The organism is Pseudomonas oleovorans subsp. oleovorans (assembly GCF_002197815.1).
GTDB classification, from domain to species: domain Bacteria; phylum Pseudomonadota; class Gammaproteobacteria; order Pseudomonadales; family Pseudomonadaceae; genus Aquipseudomonas; species Aquipseudomonas oleovorans.
In genome coordinates, this window is sequence record NZ_NIUB01000030.1 from 34,714 (window position 1) to 58,794 (window position 24,081).

The 24,081-nt window shown below is 61.2% G+C and carries 17 protein-coding genes and 4 pseudogenes; 19 read left to right on the forward strand and 2 right to left on the reverse strand.

The window, feature by feature from the left end; all coding sequences use genetic code 11:
• Positions 1–99 precede the first annotated feature (99 nt).
• A complete protein-coding gene (gene phaR, locus PSOLE_RS17035; protein WP_074858616.1) occupies positions 100–624 on the forward strand; it encodes a polyhydroxyalkanoate synthesis repressor PhaR in 525 nt (174 codons plus the stop codon).
• Positions 625–658: 34 nt separating this feature from the next.
• On the opposite strand, the gene PSOLE_RS17040 is transcribed toward phaR, so the two are convergent.
• On the reverse strand, positions 659–1,225 hold the full coding sequence (locus PSOLE_RS17040; protein WP_003464225.1) for a phasin family protein: 567 nt from the start codon (positions 1,223–1,225) through the stop codon (positions 659–661).
• Between the two features lie 58 nt (positions 1,226–1,283).
• On the opposite strand from PSOLE_RS17040, the gene PSOLE_RS24140 reads away from it, so the two are divergent.
• The 6 genes from PSOLE_RS24140 to gltS are packed head-to-tail and all read left to right on the forward strand — an operon-like array spanning position 1,284 to position 8,168.
• A complete protein-coding gene (locus PSOLE_RS24140; protein WP_153336801.1) occupies positions 1,284–1,433 on the forward strand; it encodes a hypothetical protein in 150 nt (49 codons plus the stop codon).
• A gap of 39 nt (positions 1,434–1,472) precedes the next feature.
• Positions 1,473–4,022 carry a DUF3141 domain-containing protein gene (locus PSOLE_RS17045; protein ID WP_074858619.1) on the forward strand — a complete coding sequence of 850 codons (2,550 nt, stop codon included), beginning with the start codon at positions 1,473–1,475 and terminating at the stop codon, positions 4,020–4,022.
• Positions 4,019–4,951 (forward strand): phosphate acetyltransferase, encoded by a 933-nt coding sequence (locus PSOLE_RS17050; RefSeq protein WP_003464230.1) that lies wholly within the window; start codon positions 4,019–4,021, stop codon positions 4,949–4,951. The genes PSOLE_RS17045 and PSOLE_RS17050 overlap by 4 nt, the downstream gene beginning before the upstream one ends.
• On the forward strand, positions 4,948–6,156 hold the full coding sequence (locus PSOLE_RS17055) for an acetate/propionate family kinase (RefSeq protein WP_003464233.1): 1,209 nt from the start codon (positions 4,948–4,950) through the stop codon (positions 6,154–6,156). The genes PSOLE_RS17050 and PSOLE_RS17055 overlap by 4 nt, the downstream gene beginning before the upstream one ends.
• On the forward strand, positions 6,153–6,932 hold the full coding sequence (gene fabI, locus PSOLE_RS17060; RefSeq protein WP_010563431.1) for an enoyl-ACP reductase FabI: 780 nt from the start codon (positions 6,153–6,155) through the stop codon (positions 6,930–6,932). Before PSOLE_RS17055 ends, fabI begins: the two co-directional genes overlap by 4 nt.
• A gap of 15 nt (positions 6,933–6,947) precedes the next feature.
• Entirely contained in the window at positions 6,948–8,168 is a 1,221-nt protein-coding gene (gene gltS, locus PSOLE_RS17065; protein WP_010563430.1) for a sodium/glutamate symporter, read from the forward strand.
• 51 nt (positions 8,169–8,219) lie between these two features.
• Here the strand turns inward: gltS and PSOLE_RS17070 are convergent.
• Positions 8,220–9,200, reverse strand: a pseudogene (locus PSOLE_RS17070) (AraC family transcriptional regulator); the annotation flags it as partial.
• Between the two features lie 241 nt (positions 9,201–9,441).
• Between PSOLE_RS17070 and phbB the strand changes: the two are divergent.
• The 12 genes and pseudogenes from phbB to PSOLE_RS23840 form a co-directional block, all read left to right on the forward strand.
• Entirely contained in the window at positions 9,442–10,197 is a 756-nt protein-coding gene (gene phbB, locus PSOLE_RS17075) for an acetoacetyl-CoA reductase (RefSeq protein ID WP_074858624.1), read from the forward strand.
• A 36-nt stretch (positions 10,198–10,233) separates the two neighbouring features.
• Positions 10,234–11,412, forward strand: coding sequence for an acetyl-CoA C-acetyltransferase (locus PSOLE_RS17080; RefSeq protein ID WP_074858625.1), 1,179 nt, complete (start codon positions 10,234–10,236; stop codon positions 11,410–11,412).
• 140 nt (positions 11,413–11,552) lie between these two features.
• Entirely contained in the window at positions 11,553–13,253 is a 1,701-nt protein-coding gene (phaC, locus tag PSOLE_RS17085) for a class I poly(R)-hydroxyalkanoic acid synthase (protein WP_011911904.1), read from the forward strand.
• A gap of 26 nt (positions 13,254–13,279) precedes the next feature.
• On the forward strand, positions 13,280–14,353 hold the full coding sequence (locus PSOLE_RS17090) for an HlyD family secretion protein (protein WP_003464255.1): 1,074 nt from the start codon (positions 13,280–13,282) through the stop codon (positions 14,351–14,353).
• Positions 14,350–17,094 (forward strand): ribosome-associated ATPase/putative transporter RbbA, encoded by a 2,745-nt coding sequence (rbbA, locus tag PSOLE_RS17095; RefSeq protein WP_074858628.1) that lies wholly within the window; start codon positions 14,350–14,352, stop codon positions 17,092–17,094. The genes PSOLE_RS17090 and rbbA overlap by 4 nt, the downstream gene beginning before the upstream one ends.
• Position 17,095: 1 nt before the next feature.
• On the forward strand, positions 17,096–18,211 hold the full coding sequence (locus tag PSOLE_RS17100; protein ID WP_038664457.1) for an ABC transporter permease: 1,116 nt from the start codon (positions 17,096–17,098) through the stop codon (positions 18,209–18,211).
• A 65-nt stretch (positions 18,212–18,276) separates the two neighbouring features.
• A complete protein-coding gene (locus tag PSOLE_RS17105; RefSeq protein WP_003464262.1) occupies positions 18,277–19,728 on the forward strand; it encodes a TolC family outer membrane protein in 1,452 nt (483 codons plus the stop codon).
• On the forward strand, positions 19,725–19,940 hold the full coding sequence (locus PSOLE_RS17110; protein WP_010563423.1) for a YgdI/YgdR family lipoprotein: 216 nt from the start codon (positions 19,725–19,727) through the stop codon (positions 19,938–19,940). The genes PSOLE_RS17105 and PSOLE_RS17110 overlap by 4 nt, the downstream gene beginning before the upstream one ends.
• A gap of 141 nt (positions 19,941–20,081) precedes the next feature.
• Positions 20,082–21,508, forward strand: a pseudogene (gene arcD, locus PSOLE_RS17115) (arginine-ornithine antiporter).
• Between the two features lie 51 nt (positions 21,509–21,559).
• Positions 21,560–22,809 (forward strand): annotated as a pseudogene (gene arcA, locus PSOLE_RS17120) (arginine deiminase).
• Positions 22,810–22,872: 63 nt separating this feature from the next.
• The gene (locus PSOLE_RS17125) at positions 22,873–23,883 is read left to right on the forward strand and encodes an ornithine carbamoyltransferase (protein ID WP_074858631.1); all 1,011 of its coding nucleotides are present in this window, start codon (positions 22,873–22,875) and stop codon (positions 23,881–23,883) included.
• 93 nt (positions 23,884–23,976) lie between these two features.
• Positions 23,977–24,081, forward strand: a pseudogene (locus tag PSOLE_RS23840) (IS110 family transposase); the annotation flags it as partial.

Here is a 24,081-nt window from a genome sequence, read left to right on the forward strand (position 1 = left end):
AAACAACCAATTATCCCCGCATTAACAATATATCTACACCGGGAGAGGCCTGAGATAATACCTGCCACAGACACTCCGACTCATAATGAGACGCTACACATGTCCGATGACGGCCACAGAGCCCCACGCCTGATCAAGAAATACGCCAACCGCCGTTTGTACGACACCCATACCAGCACCCACGTCACCCTCCCCGACATCCGCCAGTTGGTCATCGACGAAGTACCGTTCCAGGTGGTCGACGCCAAGACTGGCGAGGATCTGACTCGCAGCATCCTGCTGCAGATCATTCAGGAAGCGGAAAGCGACGGCGAGCCGCTCTTCTCCAGCGATATGCTCAAGGGCGTCATCCGTTTCTATGGCCCATTCCAGGGCATGCTCGGCAACTATCTGGAAAAGAGCATCCAGACTGTGATCGAAATCCAGACCCAGACCGGGGTGCAATCCTCACAGGCCTGGAGCGACTTTATGCACAAGCAGGTGCCCGTCATGCAGGAGATGATGAGCCAGTACGTAGAACAGTCGAAGAAGCTCTACTTGGGCACCCAGAACCTATTCGGTATGTTCGGCGGCATCCCACCCGGCAATTTCAGGCAGACGAAAAAAGACGGTGATGAGCAATGAAACTCATCACCGTCCGTGACACGGCCGCCCTGCCTTACTTGCGCCCGCCCGCAGCCTTGCCGGCTTCACGAGTGGCCTGACCGGCCGCGGAAGCGGCGGCAGCGATGCCGTTCTCAGCGATCTCGGCTGCCTGCTTGGCGGCTTTCTGCGCGCTTTCATAGACACTGCCGGCGCTTTCCAGTGCCGACTTGAGCACGGCTACCGCCGGTTCCGCACCCGCCGGGGCGTTTTTGGCGATAACGTCCACCAGTTCCCGCACCTGCTTGGTGCCCGCCTCGACCTGGCGCTCGGCAAGCTTGGCGATATCCGCCTGCGTGCTGGAGACCAGATCGTACACCTCGCGATTGAACTCCAGCAGGCGCTCCGCCTGGGCTGCCGGCTGAGCGAAGGACGCCTGCAACTCGGCGAAGGCCTGCGGGTCACGCACTGACAGCAGCTTGCGCAAGCTGTCGAACTGCTCGCCACTGGAAGCGCGTAGCGCCTTGAATTGCAACTGACTGAGCTGCTCGACGCTCTCGAATACCTTGCCACTGATCTGCTGCAGCAGGTCAAGGTTGGCTTTCTGTGCGCTTTGCAGTTTTTCCGAATCGAAAAAAGACATGGTCGGATCTCCTGGCAATGGGGAAGGCCACCTACGGCCTGACACGCGAAAGCCATCCATGATGGAGCTGCCGCGCCAGCATAATATTGCACCGCACAAAAAAGATCGCAAGAGCTTTTTTGCACTGCAAAAAAATTTTGCCCAAGCCGCAGCGATTCGCTATAAACCTAGCCTTAACGCCATGCAGCCTCTCCAAGGGGAGGATTGAGCGCAGGCCTTTAGCACGCCACCGAGATAGGAAATGCTCATGAGCCAGGAAAGTTTTTTTGCGAAGCGAGAAGACAGCTTTTCCTCATTCCATAATCTGTTCGAACACCTCAGCCGTCTGCAGCAGTTGCACGGCAAGCTTATGCTCGATGCCTTCGGCCAACGCCATGCGGCCCTGCTCGCGCCCCTCAACGAAGGTCGCCTGCGTGCCCCCAGCCCGGGAGACTGCTGGGAATACCTGGTCGACTGCGGGCAACGCGGCCTGCTGTTCTGGGATGCACTGCGCCAGCGTGGCGACAATACCCTGGCCCACGAGCGCGCCGGCTATCCCCTGCTGCTCAAGTTTCCCTACGAGGTGCTGATCGACGGCCACGACCTGCCTCATCCGGTCAACTATTCCCTGCTGCGCATCCTTCCAACGGCTGACCAGCCAAGCGATGCCACGCGTCAGCCGGTCATCGTCATCGATCCGCGCGGCGGTCATGGCGCCGGCATCGGCGGCTTCAAGCAAGACTCCGAAATTGGCGAAAGCCTGCGCGCCGGGCATCCGACCTATTTCATCGCCTTCAGCCATGCCCCCGCGCCCGGCCAGACCCTGCTCGACATCGCCGCCGCCGAAGCCCGCTATATCGAAGCGGTCAGCGCACGCCATCCCGAAGCCGGCAAGCCGGTGGTGATCGGCAACTGCCAGGCCGGCTGGGCACTAATGGGCCTGGCGGCGGCACGTCCGGAACTGCCGGGCCTGGTGATCGTCAACGGTGCGCCGCTGTCCTACTGGGCCGGCGTCAACGGGCGCAACCCGATGCGCTATGCCGGCGGCCTGCTCGGCGGCGCCTGGATGACCCGCCTGGGCAGCGACCTGGGCAACGGCCGCTTCGACGGCACCTGGCTGGTCAGCAACTTCGAGAGCCTGAACCCGGCCAACACCTACTGGAGCAAGTACTACAACCTGTTCCGCGACGTCGACGCCGAAACCCCGCGCTTTCTCGATTTCGAACGCTGGTGGGGCAGCCCGACCCTGCTCAACAGCGAGGAGATCGAGGTGATCGTCGACGACCTGTTCATCGGCAACCGCCTGGCCGGCGGTTCCGGGGGCAGGAGCAGCATCGACCTGAAACGCATCGAGGCCCCCGTGGTGGTGTTCTGCTCGTATGGCGACAACATCACCCCGCCGCAACAGGCGCTGAACTGGATAGCCGACGTCTACCCCAGCGACCTGGCACTGCGCAGCGCCGGACGCACCATCGTCTACCTGCAGCATGCCAGCATCGGCCACCTGGGCATCTTCGTCTCCGGCAAGGTCGCCCGGCGCGAACACCGGCAGCTGCTCGGCGCCATCGATGCCATCGCCCTGCTGTCGCCTGGCCTGTACGAGTTGATGATCGACGATCTACCGGCATCCCCCAGTGGTGACCAGGCGTATCAGGTACATTTCGAACCACGACGTATCGCCGATATTCTCGCCCACGATGAAGATGGCCGAAGCGACGAGCGTGAATTCGCCCTGGTCGACCGCGTCTCCGGACTCAACAGCACGCTTTACGACTGGTTCGTGCGGCCCTGGATGCGCAGGGCGATCAACGAACCACTCGCCGAATCCCTGCGCAAGAGCCACCCATTTCACCAGCAGCAGATCGTCTGGAGCAGCCTCAATCCAGCCCTCTGGTGGCTGGCGGGAAGCGCGGCCCTGACCCGCACCAATCGCCGCCCGGCATCCCCCAACAACCCCCTGCTTGCCTGGCAAGAGGTATTCTCCAGCGTCATCGAGGCCCAGCTCGATGGTTATCGCGACATCCGCGATGCATCCCAGGAGTTGCTCTTCCACAGCTTCTACGGCGGGCTGAGCACCCTGACCGGAGGGCAAGCACCGCGCTCGCAACAGAGCCACATAGAACAACGGGACAAGGCTCTGATCGAGCATCTGCACGACTCGCTTCTCCAGGGTGGGGAGCGGGAAGCGCTCATTCGCATTTTCTGCCTGCTCGCACGTGCCAGCGGCAGGTTCGGCAAAGAACGCATCGAAGAGCTCGCCCAGCGCGCTCGCACGCTCTCGCAACAGCTCGGCATCGACCCTCTCGCCGTACGTGACAGCGTCCGCCTGCAGGATCTACTGGTCTTCGCCCACCCCGAGGAAAGCCTGAACACCTTGCCCCTTTTGCTAGCCAAGGCCAGCCAGCGTGAAGTCGTCCTGACAGCCGCCACGCACCTCGTGCCTGAGTTGCTGTACGCCGAGGGTGCCGTGGGTGATCTTTGGCGTCGGTTGCATGATCTGCTCGAACACCCATTGCCGGATTTCGCCCAACCATCCGTGCCACTCATCACGGTGGACAGCCCGCCAGAGCAAATCCAGGCAAGCCTGCGCCTCCCCGAGGCGGACGCCCCTACGTCCAAGGCCGCCACGCGACCAAGGAAGAAAAATGCCGCCCGGCCTGCCAAGGCGCAGGCACAGACTGATGCCAGCCCGCCCCCGGCAGCGACCCGGAGCAGGAGCCCAGTGGCCGCGCCGGAAAAACCAGCACGCATCAAGGCAACCCGCTCCGCGCCCGCACCTGGCCTCGCGAGCCCGGACAAGGGAGGCAACGCCGAATGAGCTTGGATCACTACCAGGCGCTGCTGAACCGCTGCGCCGAGATTGGCCCGCTGCCCACCATCGTCGTGCATCCTTGCGAGGCGAACGCGCTACGCGGGGCGCTGGAGGCCACCCAGGCCGGGCTGATCACACCGATTCTGGTTGGCCCGCGCCAGAAGATTGCGGCAACCGCCAGCGAAGCCGGTCTGGATATCGACGGGCTGACCGTGGAGGACGTGCCACACAGCCACGCCGCCGCCGAGCGTGGTGTCGCCCTGATCCGCCAAGGCCGTGGCGAGTTGCTGATGAAAGGCAGCCTGCACAGCGATGAACTGCTGCATGCCGTGGCCGACCGCGAAAACGGTCTGCGCACGGAACGGCGCCTCAGCCATGTGTTCGCCATGAGCGTGCCCAGCTACCACAAGCCGCTGTTCGTCACCGACGCGGCGGTCAACATCTTCCCCGGCCTGGAAGACAAGGCCGACATCTGCCGCAATGTGATCCAGATGCTGCACGCTCTCGGCATCGAACAGCCCAAGGTGGCGCTGCTGTCGGCGGTGGAAACCGTCACCGCCAAGCTGCCTTCAACCCTGGAGGCCGCCGCACTGGTGGTCATGTCCCGGCGCGGACAGATCGACGGCGCGCTGCTCGACGGGCCACTGGCCTTCGACAATGCGATCAACGCCGAAGCCGCGCGGGTCAAGGGTATCCACTCAGAAGTCGCCGGCGACCCGGACATCCTGCTGGTACCGGACATGGAAGCGGGCAACATCCTCGCCAAGCAGCTGATCTATCTAGCCGGAGCCGAAGCTGCTGGCATCGTCCTTGGCGCCCGAGTACCTATTGTTTTCACCAGCCGCGCTGACAGTCCAAGAGCGCGCATCGCCAGTTGTGGGCTGGCCGTGCTACTTGCCGAAGCACGGCGCGCTCGCCTGGGGATACCTGTATGAGCCCTGTTCAGGACGAACTCATCGTCACCGTCAACGCAGGCTCTTCGAGCATTAAGACCGGCCTATTCTCCGGTCGCCGGGGCGAAGATCAACCTCGCTTGCTGGCGCGCGGAAAGCTGGACGGGATTGGCGTGGCGCCACGTCTACAGGTCGTCATGGCCGACGGAACGATAATGCAGGACACGAGTTTCGAGCCGGAACAGATTGCCAATATGCAGGCGGCCTTCCAGCAGATCTATCGTGTCCTTGAAGAAGGCCTACAGGATCGCCCACCGGTGCTGATCGGCCATCGTGTGGTGCACGGGGGCATGGATTTCAGCGCACCGGTGCGCGTGGATCACACTACACTGGCACGTCTGAAGACGCTGGAGCCTCTGGCACCACTGCATCAACCGCACAACCTCGCGGCAATCCATGCCGCGCTCGAGCACGACCCTCAACTGCCCCAGATCGCCTGCTTCGACACGGCTTTCCATGCTGGACGCAATGAAATCAGTCAACTCTTCGGCTTGCCCTACGCGCTATACGAACAGGGCGTACGCCGTTACGGCTTTCATGGCCTGTCCTTCGAATACGTCAGCCAGCGCCTAATCGACAAAACACCGGAGCTCGCTACTGGCAAGCTGGTCATCGCTCACCTAGGCAATGGTTCCAGCCTTTGCGCTATCGAAGCTGGCCGCAGCATCGAAATGACAACAGGTTTTAGTGCTCTCGACGGCTTACCCATGGGAAGCCGCTGCGGCGCCGTGGATCCAGGCGTATTGCTGTACCTGCTGGGGCAAGGCATATCTGTTGATGAGCTGGAAAAACTGCTGTACAGACAATCCGGCCTGCTCGGCATATCCGGGGTCAGCAGCGACATGCGCAAGCTACGCGCCAGCAACGAGCCGCGCGCGGCCCTGGCCATCGACTACTACGCCTACCGTATCGCCCAGGAAGTCGGTCGGCTTGCCACATGCCTGGGCGGACTGGACGCACTGGTATTCACGGCCGGTATCGGCGAGAAGGATGCTGAGCTGCGTGCCCAGGTACTACAGCATCTCGCGCCGCTCTTCGGGCTGCAGCTAGACGACACGGCGAACCGACGCAACGCCGAGCTTATATCCGGTACATCCAGCACCCGATCAGTATGGGTCATCCCCACCGACGAAGAGAGCATCATCGCGCGCCATAGCTGGCACCTGTATCAGGAGCAACACCCATGAGCATCAAAGAAAGTCTGTCCCTGGCTGGCAAGCGCGGCCTGGTGGTAGGCATCGCAAACACCCATTCGATCGCCTGGGGCTGTGCCCAAGCGCTACATGAAATGGGCGCGGAACTGGCCATCACCTGGCTGAATGAGAAAGCCAGGGCGCATGTCGAGCCCCTGGCGCAACAGGTGCAAGCCAGCGTGCGGATGCCGCTGGACGTCACCCGGCCCGGCGAGCTAGAGGCTCTATTCGAGCACATTACAGAGCAATGGGGATCACTGGACTTCGTCGTACACTGCCTGGCCAGCGCACCCAAAGAGGAAATCCGCGGCCGCCTGCTGGACAGTTCCAGCAGCGGCTTTCAGCAGGCCATGGACATTTCCTGCCACTCCTTCATCCGCATGGCGCACCTGGCCGAGCCGTTGATGCCCCAGGGCGGCAGTCTGGTAACCATGAGTTACTTGGGAGCCCAGGAAACGATCGAAGGATACGCACTGATGGGCCCAGTCAAAGCCGCCCTGGAATCAAGTGTGCGCTACCTGGCCACCGAGCTGGGGCCACACAACATCCGCGTGCATGCCATTTCCCCCGGCCCCATGCCGACTCGAGCAGCATCCGGGCTGAAAGACTTTGATCACCTGCTGCAAACCTCTACCCATCGCGCGCCCCTGCGCCGCCTAGTCAGCTTGGAAGAAGTCGGCGGTCTGTGCGCATGGCTGGTCAGTAATGCCAGTCAGGGCCAAACTGGCGGCGTCCACTTCGTCGATGGCGGCCTGAACATCCTCGGCTAACCGCAAGGACTCTTCATGCAGGACAATACCTTTCTCGTTGAGGGGCTGGTCAGTTTTACTCTGGCGATCATGCTGCTGTTCGCGGGCAAGAGGCTCGCACAGCGTTACGAACCACTAGGCCGCTACAGCATTCCAGAACCAGTGCTCGGTGGCTTCCTTTGTGCCGCTGTTACCGCCGTTCTGTTCTACATACTGGATATCGAAGTGGTCTTCGACCTGGAGGTACGCGATGTACTGCTGCTCTACTTCTTCGCAGGCATCGGGTTGAAGTCGGATATCCGCAACCTGGTCAAGGGTGGCCGCCCGCTGCTAATTCTGCTGGTACTCGCCAGCGTGTTCATCGTCTTGCAGAACCTGCTGAGTATGGGCGTGGCCAGCGGTTTCGGCCTGGATCCCAGAGCCGGCCTGATGCTCGGCTCGATCTCGCTCACCGGCGGCGTCGGTACCACCCTGGCCTGGGCACCGCTGTTCACCGAGCAATTGGGCATCGAAAATGCCATGGAGCTAGGTATTGCCAGTAACACAGTGGGGTTGATCGCAGCGTGCTGTATCGGCGGGCCGATCGCTAACTACCTGATACGCCGCCACGCCTTAACCCCCTCTCGCGATTCAGACCTGGAAGTTGGAGTACCAGCAACCTCGGCAGACATCTCCGCCCCCATCAGCCATTACGACATCCTGTGGGCCTGGATGTGGTTGAACATGACGCTGATGTTGGGCCACGGCTTCAACTTGCTGCTGCTCAACAGCGGAATCACCCTCCCCTCGTTTGTCAGTTGCCTGTTGGCCGGGATCGTCATTCGTAACCTGTTGCAAGCAGCCATCGGCGGTCAACGCATCAAGCACTGGAGCGGAGCCGGCCAAGGGTTGGCGCTGATATCCGATATCTGCCTGGGTATGTTTCTAGTCATGGCGCTGATGGGACTGCAGTTGTGGCAGTTAGGCGGTGTTCTGGTCTTCGTCGTCACAGCCCTGACATTGCAGATAACATTGACGATCCTCTATACCGTATTGCTGGTTTTCCGTTGTATGGGCCGCAACTACGAAGCCAGCGTGATAGCCGCCGGCTTCGGCGGCATCGCCCTGGGTTCAACTGCAACGGCCATCGTCAACATGACGGCAGTTACTCAGCGCTACGGAGCCGCGCACCAGGCGTTCATTATCGTTCCGCTGGTCTGCGGCTTCTTCATCGATATCGTCAATGCACTGATCATCAGCCTGATGAGCGGCATCTGAGACATCCTCATGGGGCGTACTCTGCTCGCCTTCGTCCAGCCGGTATCGACCCGGAGACCTCCCGAACCAGCGCAGGCAGGCCTTGTGGAAACTGCTCTGATCGTGGAACCCCAGGTACTCGGCCACCTGGGTCAGACTGTATGAGCTGCGGCACAGGTAATAATCGGCCGACTGCCGGCGAACATCACCGAGAATGTCCTTGAACTTCAGCCCTTCCTTTTCCAGGCCTCGCTGCAGGGTACGCTTGCTTATGCAAAGAGCCAGTCCGATCGACTCCATGTCGCATCCTTCCTGACCCAGGCGCTCGATTATCAGGCCACGCACGCGCCCCCCCAAGGAGACACCACCCAACTGCCCCAGACGAAACTCGGCGAAGCGCTTATGTAACAACGCAAGCGCCTCATTGGCCGTGCTCAACGGGCGCAACAATTCTTGCTGGTCGAACAGGACACTAGTGTGCTGGGCACCGAAACGTAACGAACACCCGAATAACTGCTGATATTCAGGGAGATTACCCGGCTCGTCATGGACAAAATCGAATTGCAGCGGTTGCGGCAGCCCTCCCCCCATCAGCCAACGGCAAAAACCCAACAGGGCAGCGGCACCGGCATCCTCAAACGCTCGATTTCTGGGACAGCCCTCTTCAGGATGCTCCAAACATGTCAAACGCAGACGCCCGCCTTGCTCAGGAGACAGTGCGAGAGTGACACCATTGCCAAGTAGCAAGTGAAAACGCACAAAATGCTCCAGAGCCTGTTTCAGGTTGGCACTGGACATCATCACGTAGCCCACCAACTGGAAACTGCCAGGTTTGAAATGCACGGCAGCCTTGAGGCCGAGATTCGGATTGTCCGAATCCAACTCGGCCAGCGCCATCAGTCGATAGGCGCTAGCGCGCGTGAAGAACGCATCCTCCTGTGCCAGCAAACACATATCGATTCCTGCCTCACGACACAAACGCACCGCATCCAGTCCCTCCGCCTGCAGCATAGCCACCAGCATCCCGACGTAACTGGAACTGATCCTGTACATAGCATCCCTCTGCGCCCGTTCCCAGCCGAAAGGCAAACGATTGATCGCCGTGAAATACGCATATTAGAGGCCCGCAAGGCATTCTTCCTGATCCAGATCAAGACCAGGCCGAACCACTGTCAAAACGCGACAGAATTGGCGCGCAAGGACAACCCAGCGTCACCCAGAAACATTGTTCCTGCCCGTGAAGCACCGGAAGCTTGACCAAAATATCAAGGCTTCGATTAAGGAGGCATGGTCAATGGCTACTTCGAGTAATTCGACACGTATAGCACTGGTCACCGGCGGCATGGGCGGCATCGGCACAGCGATCAGCCAGCGCCTGCACCAGGATGGTTTCACCGTAGTGGTGAGTTGCAGCCCCTACTCAAGCCGCAAAGCCTCTTGGATGGCGAAGCAATTAGAGGCTGGCTTCCACTTCCACTGCATCGACTGCGACATCACCGACTGGGACAGCACCCGCCAGGCTTTTGAGATGGTGCGCGAAAATGTCGGCCCGATTGATGTACTGGTCAACAATGCGGGGATCACCCGAGACGGTACGCTACGCAAGATGCCTCCCGAAAACTGGAAAGCAGTGATCGATACCAACCTCACCGGCCTGTTCAACACAACCCGTCAGGTCATCGAGAGCATGCTGGCCAAGGGCTGGGGGCGTGTCATCAACATATCCTCGATCAATGGACAGCGGGGTCAGTTCGGCCAGACCAACTACTCTGCAGCCAAAGCCGGTATCCATGGTTTCAGCATGGCTTTGGCCCGAGAAGTGAGTGGCAAGGGCGTGACCGTCAATACGGTTTCCCCTGGCTATATCAAGACAGATATGACTGCGGCAATTCGCCCAGACATCCTTGAAGGCATGATTGCCGGAATCCCCGTCGGTCGCCTCGGCCAGCCTGAGGAAATTGCCTCGATCGTAGCCTGGCTAGCCTCTGATCAATCCGCCTATGCCACCGGCGCCGACTTCTCGGTGAACGGCGGCATGAATATGCAGTGATGCGCAATCGACTAGTCATAACATGAGGCATTCCAGATGATCGACGTCGTTATCGTCGCTGCAACCCGCACCGCCATCGGTAGCTTCCAAGGCAGCCTGGCCGAGATTCCGGCACCGGAACTCGGCGCCATCGTCATCCGGCGCCTGCTCGAGCAGACCGGCCTCGATGCTGCCCAGGTCGATGAAGTGATCCTCGGCCAGGTGCTCACTGCCGCGTCCGGACAGAACCCCGCACGCCAGGCTGTGATTCGCGCCGGCCTGCCCCACGTCGTTCCTGCGATGACCCTGAACAAGGTCTGCGGCTCGGGCCTCAAGGCCCTGCACCTGGCTGCCCAGGCTATCCGTTGCGGCGATGCCGAGGTGATCATTGCCGGCGGCATGGAGAACATGAGCCTGTCGCCCTACGTGCTGCCCAAAGCCCGCACCGGCCTGCGCATGGGCCATGCGCAGATGCTCGACAGCATGATCGTCGATGGCCTGTGGGATGCCTTCAACGATTACCACATGGGCATCACCGCCGAGAACCTGGTGGACAAGTACGGCATCAGCCGTGAAGCCCAGGACGCCTTCGCCGCCGCCTCGCAGCAGAAAACCGTGGCCGCCATCGAGGCCGGTCGCTTCGATGCCGAGATCACGCAGGTTTTGATCCCACAGCGCAAGGGCGATCCAATCGCCTTCGCCCGTGACGAGCAACCGCGTGCCGGCACCACCGCCGAGTCGCTGGCCAAACTCAAGCCGGCGTTCAAGAAGGACGGCAGCGTTACCGCCGGCAATGCCTCCAGCCTCAACGATGGCGCCGCCGCCGTGCTGCTGATGAGCGCAACCAAGGCCAAAGCGCTGGGCCTGCCGGTGCTGGCGAAAATCAGCGCCTATGCCAACGCAGGCGTCGATCCGGCGATCATGGGTATCGCCCCGGTCTCGGCCACCCGCCGCTGCCTGGACAAAGCCGGCTGGAGTCTGAACGAGCTAGACCTGATCGAAGCCAACGAAGCCTTCGCCGCCCAAGCACTGGCCGTTGGTCAGGAGCTGGGCTGGGATGCCGCCAAGGTCAACGTCAACGGCGGCGCCATCGCCCTGGGTCACCCGATCGGCGCCTCCGGCTGCCGCGTGCTGGTCAGCCTGCTGCACGAGATGATCCGCCGCGATGCCAAGAAAGGCCTGGCGACGCTGTGCATCGGCGGCGGCCAGGGCGTGGCGCTGGCCATTGAACGCTGACTAACGATTTCGCGGATCTATCGGGCGAGCTCCCCTGCACCCTCACCGCCTGGATGGCGGTGAGGGTATTCCCCCAAATGATCGCACCGTGCCCTTTGCCGGGCGCGGCCTTTTTTCATTTTCTTGGACAAACCATGAACATGAACAATTCACATTCTTTCGCTCACTACTGGTCAGGACAGGCGCCTTTCATCACCAGCTTCGCCCTACAGCAACTGCGCCTGTACGTAGCGCAAAACTCTTGGTTCAACGGGCATGACCAAAGCCAGTGGTTCAATGTCTCCCCCGAAGCGTTGGAACAATTGCAGGTTGACTACCAGCAACAATGGACAGCGCTTGGCCAGCAACTGCTGGCCCGTCAACCGTTCGACTTCGACGACCGGCGTTTCGCTAGTGGCAACTGGAGTGAACCGTTGTTCGGTTCCATGGCCGCCTTCTACCTGCTGAATTCCGGATTTCTGCTGAAATTGCTGGAGCTGCTCACCATCAAAGAAGAGAAGCCACGTCAGCGTCTGCGCTACCTGATCGAGCAGGCAATCGCCGCAAGCGCCCCGAGCAACTTCCTGCTGAGCAATCCCGATGCCCTGAAATGCCTGGTGGAAACCCAGGGGGCCAGCCTGCTCAGTGGTCTATTGCATCTGGCCGGAGACCTACAAGAAGGCAAGTTGCGTCAATGCGACCGAGGCGACTTCGAAGTTGGCGTGAATCTCGCCGTCACTCCCGGTGAGGTGGTGCTGGAAACTCCGCTGTTCCAGTTGATCCAATACCTGCCGCTCACCGATACACAGTACCAGAGGCCAATATTTATCGTCCCGCCGGCCATCAACAAGTACTACATCCTCGACCTCAGCCCGGAAAATTCTCTGGTTCGCCATCTGCTGGAACAGGGTCACCCGGTATTCCTGATGTCCTGGCGCAACTTCACCCAGAAACAGGCTGACATCACCTGGGAGCAGATCATCCAGGACGGAGTGATCAGCGCCCTACGCACTACCCGGGTCATCAGTGGCGAGCGTCATCTGAACTGCCTGGGCTTCTGCATCGGCGGCACCCTGCTGAGCTGCGCGTTGGCAGTGCTGGCTGCGAGGGGCGACCACGACATTGCCAGTCTGAGCCTGTTCGCCACCTTCCTCGACTACCTTGATACCGGGCCGATCAGTGTCTTTGTCGATGAGCAACTGGTGGCCTACCGCGAGCGCACCATCGGTGGCCATGGTGGTAAATGTGGCCTGTTCCGCGGAGAGGATATGGGCAACACCTTCTCCCTGCTGCGGCCCAACGAGCTGTGGTGGAACTACAACGTCGACAAGTACCTCAAGGGACAGAAACCACGCGCCCTAGATCTGCTGTTCTGGAACAACGACAGTACCAACCTACCTGGCCCCATGTACTGCTGGTATCTGCGCCACACCTACCTGCAGAACGACCTCAAGTCGGGCGAGCTGGAGCTGTGCGGGGTCAAGCTGGATCTGCGCTCCATAGAGGCGCCAGCCTACCTCCTCGGAACCCACGATGACCACATAGTCCCATGGCGCAGTGCCTATGCCAGCACGGCTCTTCTTGGGGGATCGAAACGCTTCGTCCTCGGATCTTCTGGCCACATCGCCGGAGTGATTAACCCACCAGCAAGCAACAAACGCCATTACTGGGTAAACGAGCACATCACGCCGATTGCTGACGACTGGCTACAAAGCGCTCAACAACACGCAGGTAGTTGGTGGGTCGATTGGTTCGCCTGGCTGGCCGGGCATGCCGGCGAGCTCCGGCCCGCCATCACGCGGATGGGCAATGCCGAATACCCTCCCCTAGAACAAGCGCCTGGGCGCTACGTGAAGCAATGACCGCCCGAAGTTTAGGAAAACCCTCGATGAAGCCACAACAGAAGAAAACCCTGATCCACACGGCCTCCGCCGTCGCCCTGGCCGCCGTGGCCGCACTGGTCTGGCTGGAACTGCGCCCGAGCGGCCTGGGTTCCGGTTTCGCCAGCGCCAATGGCCGGATCGAGGCAACCGAAGTGGACGTCGCCACGAAACTAGCTGGCCGTCTGCTGCAGATCGACGTCGACGAAGGCGATTTCGTCGCCGCCGGACAAGTACTCGCGCAAATGGACATCCAGGTGCTCACCGCCCAGTTGAGCCAGGCCCAGGCCCAGGTTCGCCAGGCGCAGAACGCCACCCGCACGGCCCATTCCCAAGTTTCCCTGCGCATCAGCGAGAAAGCCACCGCCGAAGCCGTTGTGCACCAGCGTCAGGCCGAGCTGACTGCGGCGCAGAAGCGCTACGCCCGTACCGAGACCCTGGTCAGACGCAATGCCTTGCCCCAGCAGAAACTCGACGATGACCTGGCCGCCCTGCAAAGCAGCCAGGCCGCACTCAGCGCCGCCCGTTCCCAGGTTCTGTCGAGCCAGGCCGCCATAGATGCTGCGCAATCGCAGGTGATCGAGGCCGAATCCAGCGTGGAGGCAGCCCAGGCCAGCGTCGAGCGGCTGCAAGCGGATATCGAGGACAGCCGGCTAAAGGCGCCCCGAAGTGGCCGTGTGCAGTATCGCGTCAGCCAGCCAGGTGAAGTCTTGGGTGCCGGCGGCAAGGTACTCAATCTGGTCGACCTCAACGACGTGTACATGAACGTCTTCCTGCCGGCGCAACAGGCTGGTCGAGTCGCCCTGGGCGCGGACGTGCGACTGATCCTGGATGCCGCACCGCAATATGTAATTCCAGCCAAGGTGACCTTCGTCGCCAGCGTCGCACAGTTCACCCCCAAGACAGTGGAAACCGCCAACGAACGGGAAAAACTGATGTTCCGGGTCAAGGCCCGAATCGATCCAGAACTGCTGCAAAAACACCTCGAACAGGTCAAGACCGGGGTTCCCGGCATGGCCTACCTGAAACTTGACGCCGCCGCCGAGTGGCCCGAAAGCCTGCACGTGCGAATCACACCATGACAGCGAACGACCCCAGCGTGGTGCAACTGATCGAGGTCAGCCTGCGCTACAACAAAACCTGCGCGGTGGACGCGGTCACCCTCGACATCCCCGCCAACCGCATGGTCGGCCTGATCGGCCCAGATGGCGTGGGCAAGTCCAGCCTGCTGGCCCTGATCGCCGGGGCGCGTAGGATGCAGGACGGCACGATACGGGTGCTCGACGGCGACATGGCCGATGCCGGCCACCGCCGCGACGTCTGCCCGCGCATCGCCTACATGCCCCAGGGCCTGGGCAAGAATCTCTACCCGACCCTGACCGTGTTCGAGAACCTCGACTTCTTCGGCCGCCTGTTCGGCCAGGATGAGCAGGAGCGCAGGGCGCGGATTGCCGACCTGACGCAAAGCACCGGCCTGGCGCCGTTTGTCGAACGCCCGGCGGGCAAGCTGTCCGGCGGCATGAAACAGAAGCTCGGCTTGTGCTGTGCGCTGATCCACGATCCGGATCTGTTGATCCTCGACGAACCCACCACCGGCGTCGACCCGCTGGCGCGCAACCAGTTCTGGGAATTGATCGAGCGCATTCGCAAGCGCCGCCCCGGCATGAGCGTGCTGGTCGCCACCGCCTACATGGACGAAGCCCAGCGTTTCGACTGGCTGGTGGCCATGGACGACGGCAAGGTGCTGGATATCGGAACCCCTGGCGAACTGCTCGAACGCACCGGCACCGACAATCTGGAAGAAGCCTTCATCGCCCTGTTGCCCGAAGCCAAGCGCAGCGGCCACCATACCCTAGTGATTCCACCGCGCCCGGCGGCCAGCGGCGAGAATGCGGTGGCCATCGAGGCGCACGGCCTGACCTGCCGCTTTGGTGATTTCGTCGCCGTCGATCATGTAGATTTCCGCATCGAGCGCGGGGAAATCTTCGGCTTCCTCGGCTCCAACGGCTGCGGCAAGTCGACCACCATGAAGATGCTCACCGGGCTGCAGCCGGCCAGCGAAGGCGAAGCCTTCCTGTTCGGCAAACCGGTCGACCCAAGGAACATCGACACCCGCCGCCGGGTCGGCTACATGTCCCAGGCGTTCTCGCTGTACAGCGAGTTGAGTGTGCTGCAGAACCTCGACCTGCATGCCCGGCTGTTCGAAATCCCGCCGCAACGGCGTCCCGCGCGCATTCAGGAAATGCTCGACAGGTTCGATCTTCAGGGAGTCGCCGAGCAGTTGCCGGAGGATCTGCCCCTGGGGGTGCGCCAGCGCCTGTCGCTGGCGGTGGCGGTGATTCACCAGCCGGAGATCCTGATCCTCGACGAGCCGACTTCCGGCGTCGACCCGGTAGCCCGCGACGGCTTCTGGGAGCTGTTGATCGACCTGTCGCGCAATGACGGCGTGACCATCTTCATCTCCACCCACTTCATGAACGAAGCGCTGCGCTGCGACCGCATGTCAATGATGCATGCCGGCCGAGTGCTGGACAGCGACACGCCTCAGGCACTGATGGACAAGCGCGGCCTGTCCACCCTGGAAGAAACCTTCATCGCCTACCTGCGCGATGCCACTGACGACAACGACACACCGACAGACACTTCGCAGGCGGCCCTGGAGGAGACGGCATTCGCCCAGACCAACGCAGTGAAATCACGTTTCAGCCCTAGGCGTCTGTACAGCTACGCCCAGCGCGAAGCCATGGAACTGCGACGAGATCCTATCCGCGCCACCCTGGCCTTGATCGGTACGGTTCTGCTGATGTTCATCATGGGCTACGGCATCAACCTGGATGTCGAGGACCTGAGCTACGCGGTGCTCGATCGCGACCAGACCACCACCAGCGCCGCCTATGCCGAGACCCTTACCGGCTCGCGCTATTTCCAGGAAAAACCGCCACTGCGCGACTACGACGAACTCGAACGGCGCATGCGCCAGGGCGATATCAGCCTGGCCGTGGAGATTCCGCCAGGCTTCGGTCGCGAGCTCAAGCGCGGTGACACACCACAGATCGGCTTCTGGGTCGACGGCGCCATGCCAACCCGCGCTAACACGGTCAAGGGATACGTACAGGGCATTCACCAGAGCTACCTGCAAGATCTCGCCGAACAGGCTCCGCAGGGCGCAGCAGGCACAGCGTTCGATGTCGCCCTGCGCTACCGATACAACCCCGATGTGCAAAGCCTGCAAGCCATGGTGCCAGCGGTGATCCCGATTTTGTTGATGATGATTCCGGCAATGCTCACCGCCTTGGGCGTGGTGCGTGAAAAGGAACTGGGTTCGATCACCAACTTCTACGTCACACCGGTGACCCGCCTGGAATTCCTGATCGGCAAGCAGTTGCCTTATATCGCCTTGGGCATGGCCAACTTTTTCATGCTGGTGGCATTCTCGGTCTGGGTCTTCGACGTGCCAATCAAGGGCAGCATGCTGACCCTGACACTCGGCGCACTGCTCTACGTGACCTGCGCCACCGGTCTCGGCCTGCTGATCTCCTCGGTGCTCAACAGCCAGATCGCTGCAATCTTCGGCACCGCCATTGCCACTCTGGTGCCGGCCACGCAATTCTCCGGTCTGATCTACCCGGTATCGGCCTTGGAAGGCGCCAGCGCCTTGATCGGCAACCTCTACCCGACCAGCCATTTCCTGATCATCAGCCGTGGCGTGTTCTCCAAGGCGCTGGGCCTGGCCGAACTCTACCCCTACTTCATTCCCTTGCTGATCACCATCCCCACACTGACCCTGCTCAGCGTCGCCGGCCTGAAGAAGCAGGAGAAATAAGATGCGCAAACTGAACAACATCCTGCAGTTGGGCATCAAGGAACTGCGCAGCCTGTATCGCGACCCGGCCCTGTTGCTGCTGATCCTCTACGCCTTCACCCTGAGCATTTACTCCCAAGCCAACAGTGTGCCGGAGTCGCCGCACCGGGCCAGCATTGGCGTGCTCGACGAGGATCGCTCGCAACTGTCGACGCGCATCGTCGGCGGCTTCCAGTTGCCCTACTTCATCAAGCCCGCGGCCATCGACCTGGAAACCATGGACAGCGGCATGGACGCCGGGCGCTATACCTTCACCCTGAACATCCCGCCGCAGTTCCAGCAAGATCTGCTAGCCGGACGCCAGCCAACCATCCAGCTCAATGTCGATGCCACACAAGTCAGCCAAGCGTTCACGGGGGCTGGACATATCCAGCAGATCATTAATGACGAGGTCGGCGAGTTCCTCAGGCGCTTTCGTGGCGCCAACGCGGTACCCGTCGAAGCGGTGGTACGCATGCAGTACAACCCCAACCTGGTGCAATCCTGGTTCGGCTCCGTCAACGCAATCGTCAGCCAGATCACCATGCTGTCGATCATCCTCACCGGCGCCGCACTGATCCGCGAACGCGAACACGGCACCATCGAGCACCTGCTGGTGATGCCCGTCACGCCGTTCGAGATCATGTCGGCCAAGGTCTGGTCGATGGGCCTAGTGGTGCTGGCCGCCACCGCCCTGTCCATGCGCATCATCATCGAGGGCTGGCTGGCCGTCCCCATTCCCGGCTCCGTGCTGTTGTTCCTCGGCGGTGTCGCCCTGCACCTGTTCGCCACCACCTCGATGGGCATCTTCTTCGGCACCCTGGCCCGCTCGATGCCACAGCTGGGCCTGCTGATCATTCTCGTGCTGATGCCTCTGCAGATTCTCTCCGGCGGCATGACCCCGCGCGAAAGCATGCCGGAAGTCGTACAGAACGTCATGCTGGCGGCACCCACCACGCACTTCGTCGAGCTAGCCCAAGCCATTCTCTTCCGTGGCGCCGGCCCGGCTGTCGTCTGGCCGCAAATGCTTGCCCTAGGCGCCATCGGTAGCGTGTTTTTCATCGGTGCCTTGTCGCGGCTGCGCAAATCCCTGCATTGAGAAGGCCATCCACACGGTGCCATTCGAATAGACATGCAAGACAGACCAAATAAGGAAACTAATACGTGGAGATAACCACAACCGCTAGGTTGGCCCTGGTGACAGCCATCTGCCTGGGCATCCCAGCACAGGGCTGGGCAACCTCCCTACCCACCCCGGCCAAAACCGACCTGGTCACCGTGTACAAACAAGCAGCGAAGAACAACGCCGATATCGCTGCCGCTCGCGCCGACTACCAGGCGCGTCGCGAAGTGGTGCCGCAGGCGCGTGCCGGGCTGCTGCCCAACCTGTCGGCGGGGGCCAATTATGGCGATACCCGCACCGAGCTCGATTCGCCGAGTAACACCCTGTCGCGCAGCGGTCTGGTGTATCAGGCCAACCTGAGCCAGCCACTGTTCCGTGCCGATCGATGGTTCCAGCTGCAGGCTGCCGAAGCGACCAGTGAGCAGGCGGCGCTGGAGCTGTCAGCGACCGAGCAGAGCTTGATTCTGCAGAGCGCCGAGACCTACTTTGCCGTGTTGCGCGCCCAGGACACCCTGGCCTCGACCCGTGCCGAAGAGGCGGCGTTCAAGCGCCAGCTGGATCAGGCCAACGAGCGCTTCGATGTTGGCCTTTCCGACAAGACCGACGTGCTCGAAGCACAGGCCGGTTTCGATACCGCCCGGGCTAACCGCATTCTCGCCGAGCGCACTGTGGATGACGCCTTCGAGGCCTTGGTGGCGCTGACCAATCGCAGCTACACGGCAGTCGAAGGTATTGTGCATACGCTGCCGGTATTGGCGCCGACGCCGAACGACGCCAAGTCCTGGGTCGATACCGCCGCTGCGCAGAACCTCAATCTGCAAGCCAGCTTCTTCGCGGTCGATGCTGCCGAGGAAAACCTGCGCCAGCGCAAGGCCGGCCATGCGCCGACCCTGGATGCCGTGGCCAGCTATCAGAAGGGCGACAATGACAGCCTGGGCTTTACCAACTCTGCTGCGTCACCCACTACATACGGTGGCGATGTTTCGCAGCGCTCCATCGGCCTGCAACTGAATATCCCGCTGTACAGCGGCGGCCTGACCAGCTCGCAGGTGCGTGAGGCCTATCAGCGCCTGGGGCAGACCGAGCAGTTGCGCGAAAGCTTGCGCCGCCAGGTGGTGCAGAACACCCGTAACCTGTTCCGTGCGGTGAATACCGACGTGGAGACCGTGCAGGCGCGCCGCCAGTCGATCATCTCCAACCAGAGCGCCCTGGAAGCCACCGAGATCGGCTACCAGGTCGGCACCCGCAACATCGTCGATGTGCTCGATGCCCAGCGTCAGCTGTACAGCGCGGTGCGCAACTACAACGACGCGCGCTATGACTACATCCTCAACAACCTGCGCCTGAAGCAGGCCGCCGGCACCCTCAGTCCGGCTGACCTGGAAGCGCTGGACAGCTTCCTCAAGCCTGACTACAACCCGGACAAAGACTTCCTACCGGAAGAAACATTAGAAGCCAACTTTACTGACGACAACTTAGGAGCATCATCATGAAAAAAATCTGCCTTGTACTTTCCGCTCTGACTCTCAGCCTGCTTGCTGGCTGTTCTACCCCCTCGCTGATCGTGCTCAACAGCGGTCAGGAAATCCAGACACTAGACGAACCCAAATACGATGCAAAAAGTGGTTTCTACGAATTTAAGCAACCTGACGGGAAACCCCAACGTATAAATAAAGATCAGGTGAATACCATCAGGACGCTCTGATTCAGCAATGACAGCGGTTTCGTGATACCACCTTCAAACTTTCTAACCCCATTTATCACGACTGCATTGAACTTGTTAAACATTAGGAAAACTCCGAAAGAGTCTGCCCGGTAGTTATTACTAGACCAAGGAGGTCTCGCTATGTCTGACTCGACTCAAAAACTGCGCCTCGGCGCGTTGATCGCTCTGGTTGTTGGTTCAATGGTTGGCGGCGGGATCTTCTCCCTGCCGCAGAATATCGCCGCCAGTGCCAGTGCCGGCGCCACCCTTATTGGCTGGCTGATCACCGGTGTCGGCATGCTCACCCTGGCTTTCGTCTTCCAGACCCTGGCCAACCGCAAACCCGACCTCAATGGCGGGGTGTATGCCTACGCTAAGGCCGGCTTCGGCGACTACATGGGTTTCTCCTCGGCTTGGGGTTACTGGATCAGCGCCTGGATCGGCAACGTCAGCTACATGGTGTTGCTGTTCTCCACCCTCGGCTACTTCTTTCCGGTATTCGGCGAGGGCAACACCCTGCCGGCGATCATCTGCGCCTCTATCGTGCTCTGGCTGCTGCACTTTCTGGTGCTGCGCGGGATCAGGGAGCGGCCTTCATTAATACCATCACCACCATCGCCAAGATGCTGCCGCTGGCGCTGTTCATCGTCATCGCCGCCGTCGCCTTCAAGATGGACGTGTTCACCTCGGACTTCTGGGGCAGCGGCAACACCGAGCTCGGCAGCGTGATGGATCAGGTGCGCAACATGATGCTGGTCACCGTCTGGGTGTTCATCGGTATCGAGGGTGCGAGCATCTTCTCCGCCCGCGCCGAGAAACGCAGCGATGTCGGCAAGGCCACCGTCATCGGCTTCATCGGCGTGCTCCTGCTATTAGTGCTGGTCAACATCCTCAGTCAGGGCATCCTCGCCCAGGCCGAACTGGCCGGACTGAAAAACCCGTCGATGGCTGCCGTGCTGGAACAGGTAGTCGGCCCCTGGGGGGCGCAACTGATCTCCATCGGCCTGATCATCTCGCTGGCCGGGGCGCTGCTGTCGTGGACACTACTGTGCGCCGAGATTCTCTTCGCCAGCGCCAGTGACCACACCATGCCGGAGTTCCTGCGCAAGGAGAACGCCAACCAGGTCCCGGCTAACGCGCTGTGGCTGTCCAACGGGCTGATCCAGCTGTTTCTGATCATCACCCTGTTCAGCGAGTCCACCTACCTCAGCCTGCTGTATCTGGCCACCTCGATGATTCTGGTGCCGTACTTCTGGTCGAGTGCCTACGCCGTGCTGCTGGCCTTGCGCGGCGAGACCTACGAAAACGCCGCCGGCGAACGCAACAAGGATCTGCTGATCGCGCTGATCTCCACGCTGTATGCGGTGTGGCTGGTGTACGCCGCCGGCGTGCAGTACCTGCTGCTCTCCGCGCTGCTCTATGCCCCTGGCGCAATCCTGTTCGCCAAGGCCAAGCGCGAGCTGGGCCAACCGGTGTTCACGGGCGTCGAGAAGCTGATCTTCATCGCCGTACTGATCGGCGCCGGCATTGCCGCATTCGGCCTGTATGACGGTTTCCTGAGTTTGTAAAAGTGCCGCCCCGGACCTTCCGGGGCCACGTTCCACGAGAAGGAGTTTGACATGTCCAAGAAAGCCCTAGGCGTTCATTCCGAAGCCGGCAAGCTGCACAAGGTGATGGTCTGCTCGCCCGGCCTTGCGCACCTGCGCCTGACCCCCGCCAACTGCGACGAACTGCTGTTCGACGACGTGATCTGGGTATCGCAGGCCAAGCGCGACCATTTCGATTTCATGACCAAGATGCGTGAACGCGGTATAGAGGTCGTGGAGATGCACAACCTGCTCGAAGAGACCGTGCGCAACCCGCAAGCGCTGCAGTGGATTCTCGAGCGCAAGATCACCCCCAACAGCGTCGGCCTCGGTCTGCAGAACGAAGTTCGTTCGTTTATCGAAAGCCTGGAGCCACGGCGCATCGCCGAATTCCTGATCGGCGGCGTGTCCGGCGCAGACCTGCAGAAATACAAAGATTCGGAAGCAGCGAAGATGTTCAACGCCTATCTGGGCGAGTCCAGCTTCATCTTCCCGCCGCTGCCCAACACCCAGTTCACCCGCGACACCACCTGCTGGATCTACGGCGGCGTAACCCTCAACCCGATGTACTGGCCGGCGCGCCGCCAGGAAACCCTGCTCGCCAGTGCCATCTACAAATTCCACCCGGACTTCATCAATGAAGAGTTCGAGGTCTGGTATGGCGACCCGGATCAGGATCACGGCTCGGCCACCCTCGAAGGCGGCGACGTGATGCCAATCGGCAACGGTACCGTGCTGATCGGCATGGGTGAGCGCAGCTCGCACCAGGCATCGGCCAGGTGGCGCGTACCCTGTTCGCCAAAGGCGCCGCCGACAAGGTGATAGTCGCCGGCCTGGGCAAATCGCGCTCGGCCATGCACCTGGACACCGTGTTCAGCTTCTGCGACCGCGACCTAGTGACCATCTTCCCGGAAGTGGCCAACTCCATCGTGCCCTTCGTGCTGCGCCCGGATGAAAGCAAGCCTGGCGGTATCGACCTGCGCCGCGACGAGCGCAGCTTCCTCGACGTGGTCGCCGAGTCGCTCAACCTGAAGAAACTGCGCGTGGTGGAAACCGGCGGCGACGCCTACGAGGCCGAACGCGAGCAGTGGGACGACGGCAACAACGTGGTCTGCCTGGAGCCCGGCGTGGTGATCGGCTACGACCGCAACACCTACACCAACACCCTGCTGCGCAAGGCTGGCGTCGAAGTCGTCACCATCAGCGCCAGCGAGCTGGGCCGCGGCCGTGGCGGCGGCCACTGCATGACCTGCCCGATCATCCGCGACCCGATCGATTACTGACAAAGCCACTCCGGCGGCCAGAAGTCGCCGGATGGATTCCCACACCGACCTGGAGAAAGAACCATGGCTTTCAACATGCACAACCGCAACCTGCTCAGCCTGATGCACCACAGCACCCGCGAGCTGCGCTACCTGATCGACCTATCGCGTGATCTCAAACGTGCCAAGTACACCGGTACCGAGCAGCAGCACCTGAGCCGCAAGAATATCGCGCTGATCTTCGAGAAGACCTCGACCCGTACCCGCTGCGCCTTCGAAGTGGCCGCCTACGACCAGGGCGCCAACGTCACCTACATCGAGCCCGGCTCCTCGCAGATCGGCCACAAGGAGTCGATGAAGGATACCGCTCGCGTGCTCGGACGCATGTACGACGCCATCGAGTATCGCGGCTTCAAGCAGGAGATTGTCGAGGAACTGGCCACCTACGCCGGCGTACCGGTGTTCAACGGTCTGACCGACGAGTACCACCCCACGCAGATGCTCGCCGACGTGCTGACCATGCGCGAGCACAGCGACAAGCCGCTGCACGACATCGCCTACGCCTACCTGGGCGACGCGCGCAACAACATGGGCAACTCGCTGCTGCTGATCGGCGCCAAGCTCGGCATGGACGTGCGCATCGCCGCGCCCAAGGCGCTGTGGCCGAGCGCCGAACATGTCGCCGCCTGCAAAAAATTCGCCGAGGAAAGCGGCGCCCGCCTGCTGCTCACTGAAGACCCGAAGGAAGCGGTCAAGGGCGTCGACTTCGTCCACACCGACGTCTGGGTGTCGATGGGCGAGCCGGTGGAAGCCTGGGGTGAACGCATCCAGGAACTGCTGCCGTACCAAGTCAACGCCGAAATCATGAAGGCCGCCGGCAACCCGCGGGTGAAGTTCATGCACTGCCTGCCGGCCTTCCACAACAGCGAAACCAAGGTCGGCAAGCAGATCGCCGAACAGTATCCGCACCTGAAGAACGGCATCGAAGTGACCGAGGACGTCTTCGAGTCGCCATGGAACATCGCCTTCGAGCAGGCGGAAAACCGCATGCACACCATCAAGGCGATTCTGGTCGCGACCCTGGCCGACATCTAAACCGTAGCCCAATGAGATGGACTCCTCCCTCCTACGGCGTCATTGCGCCAGACTGAAGGTTACGAAACAAACAATCCCGGAGGGGGAGCCCGCATGAAACTTAAACGCATAGGCGTGGATTTGGCAAAGCAGGTTTTTCAAGTTCATGGTGTCGACAGCCATGAGCAGGTCAAATGCCGCAAGCAACTCAAACGGCAT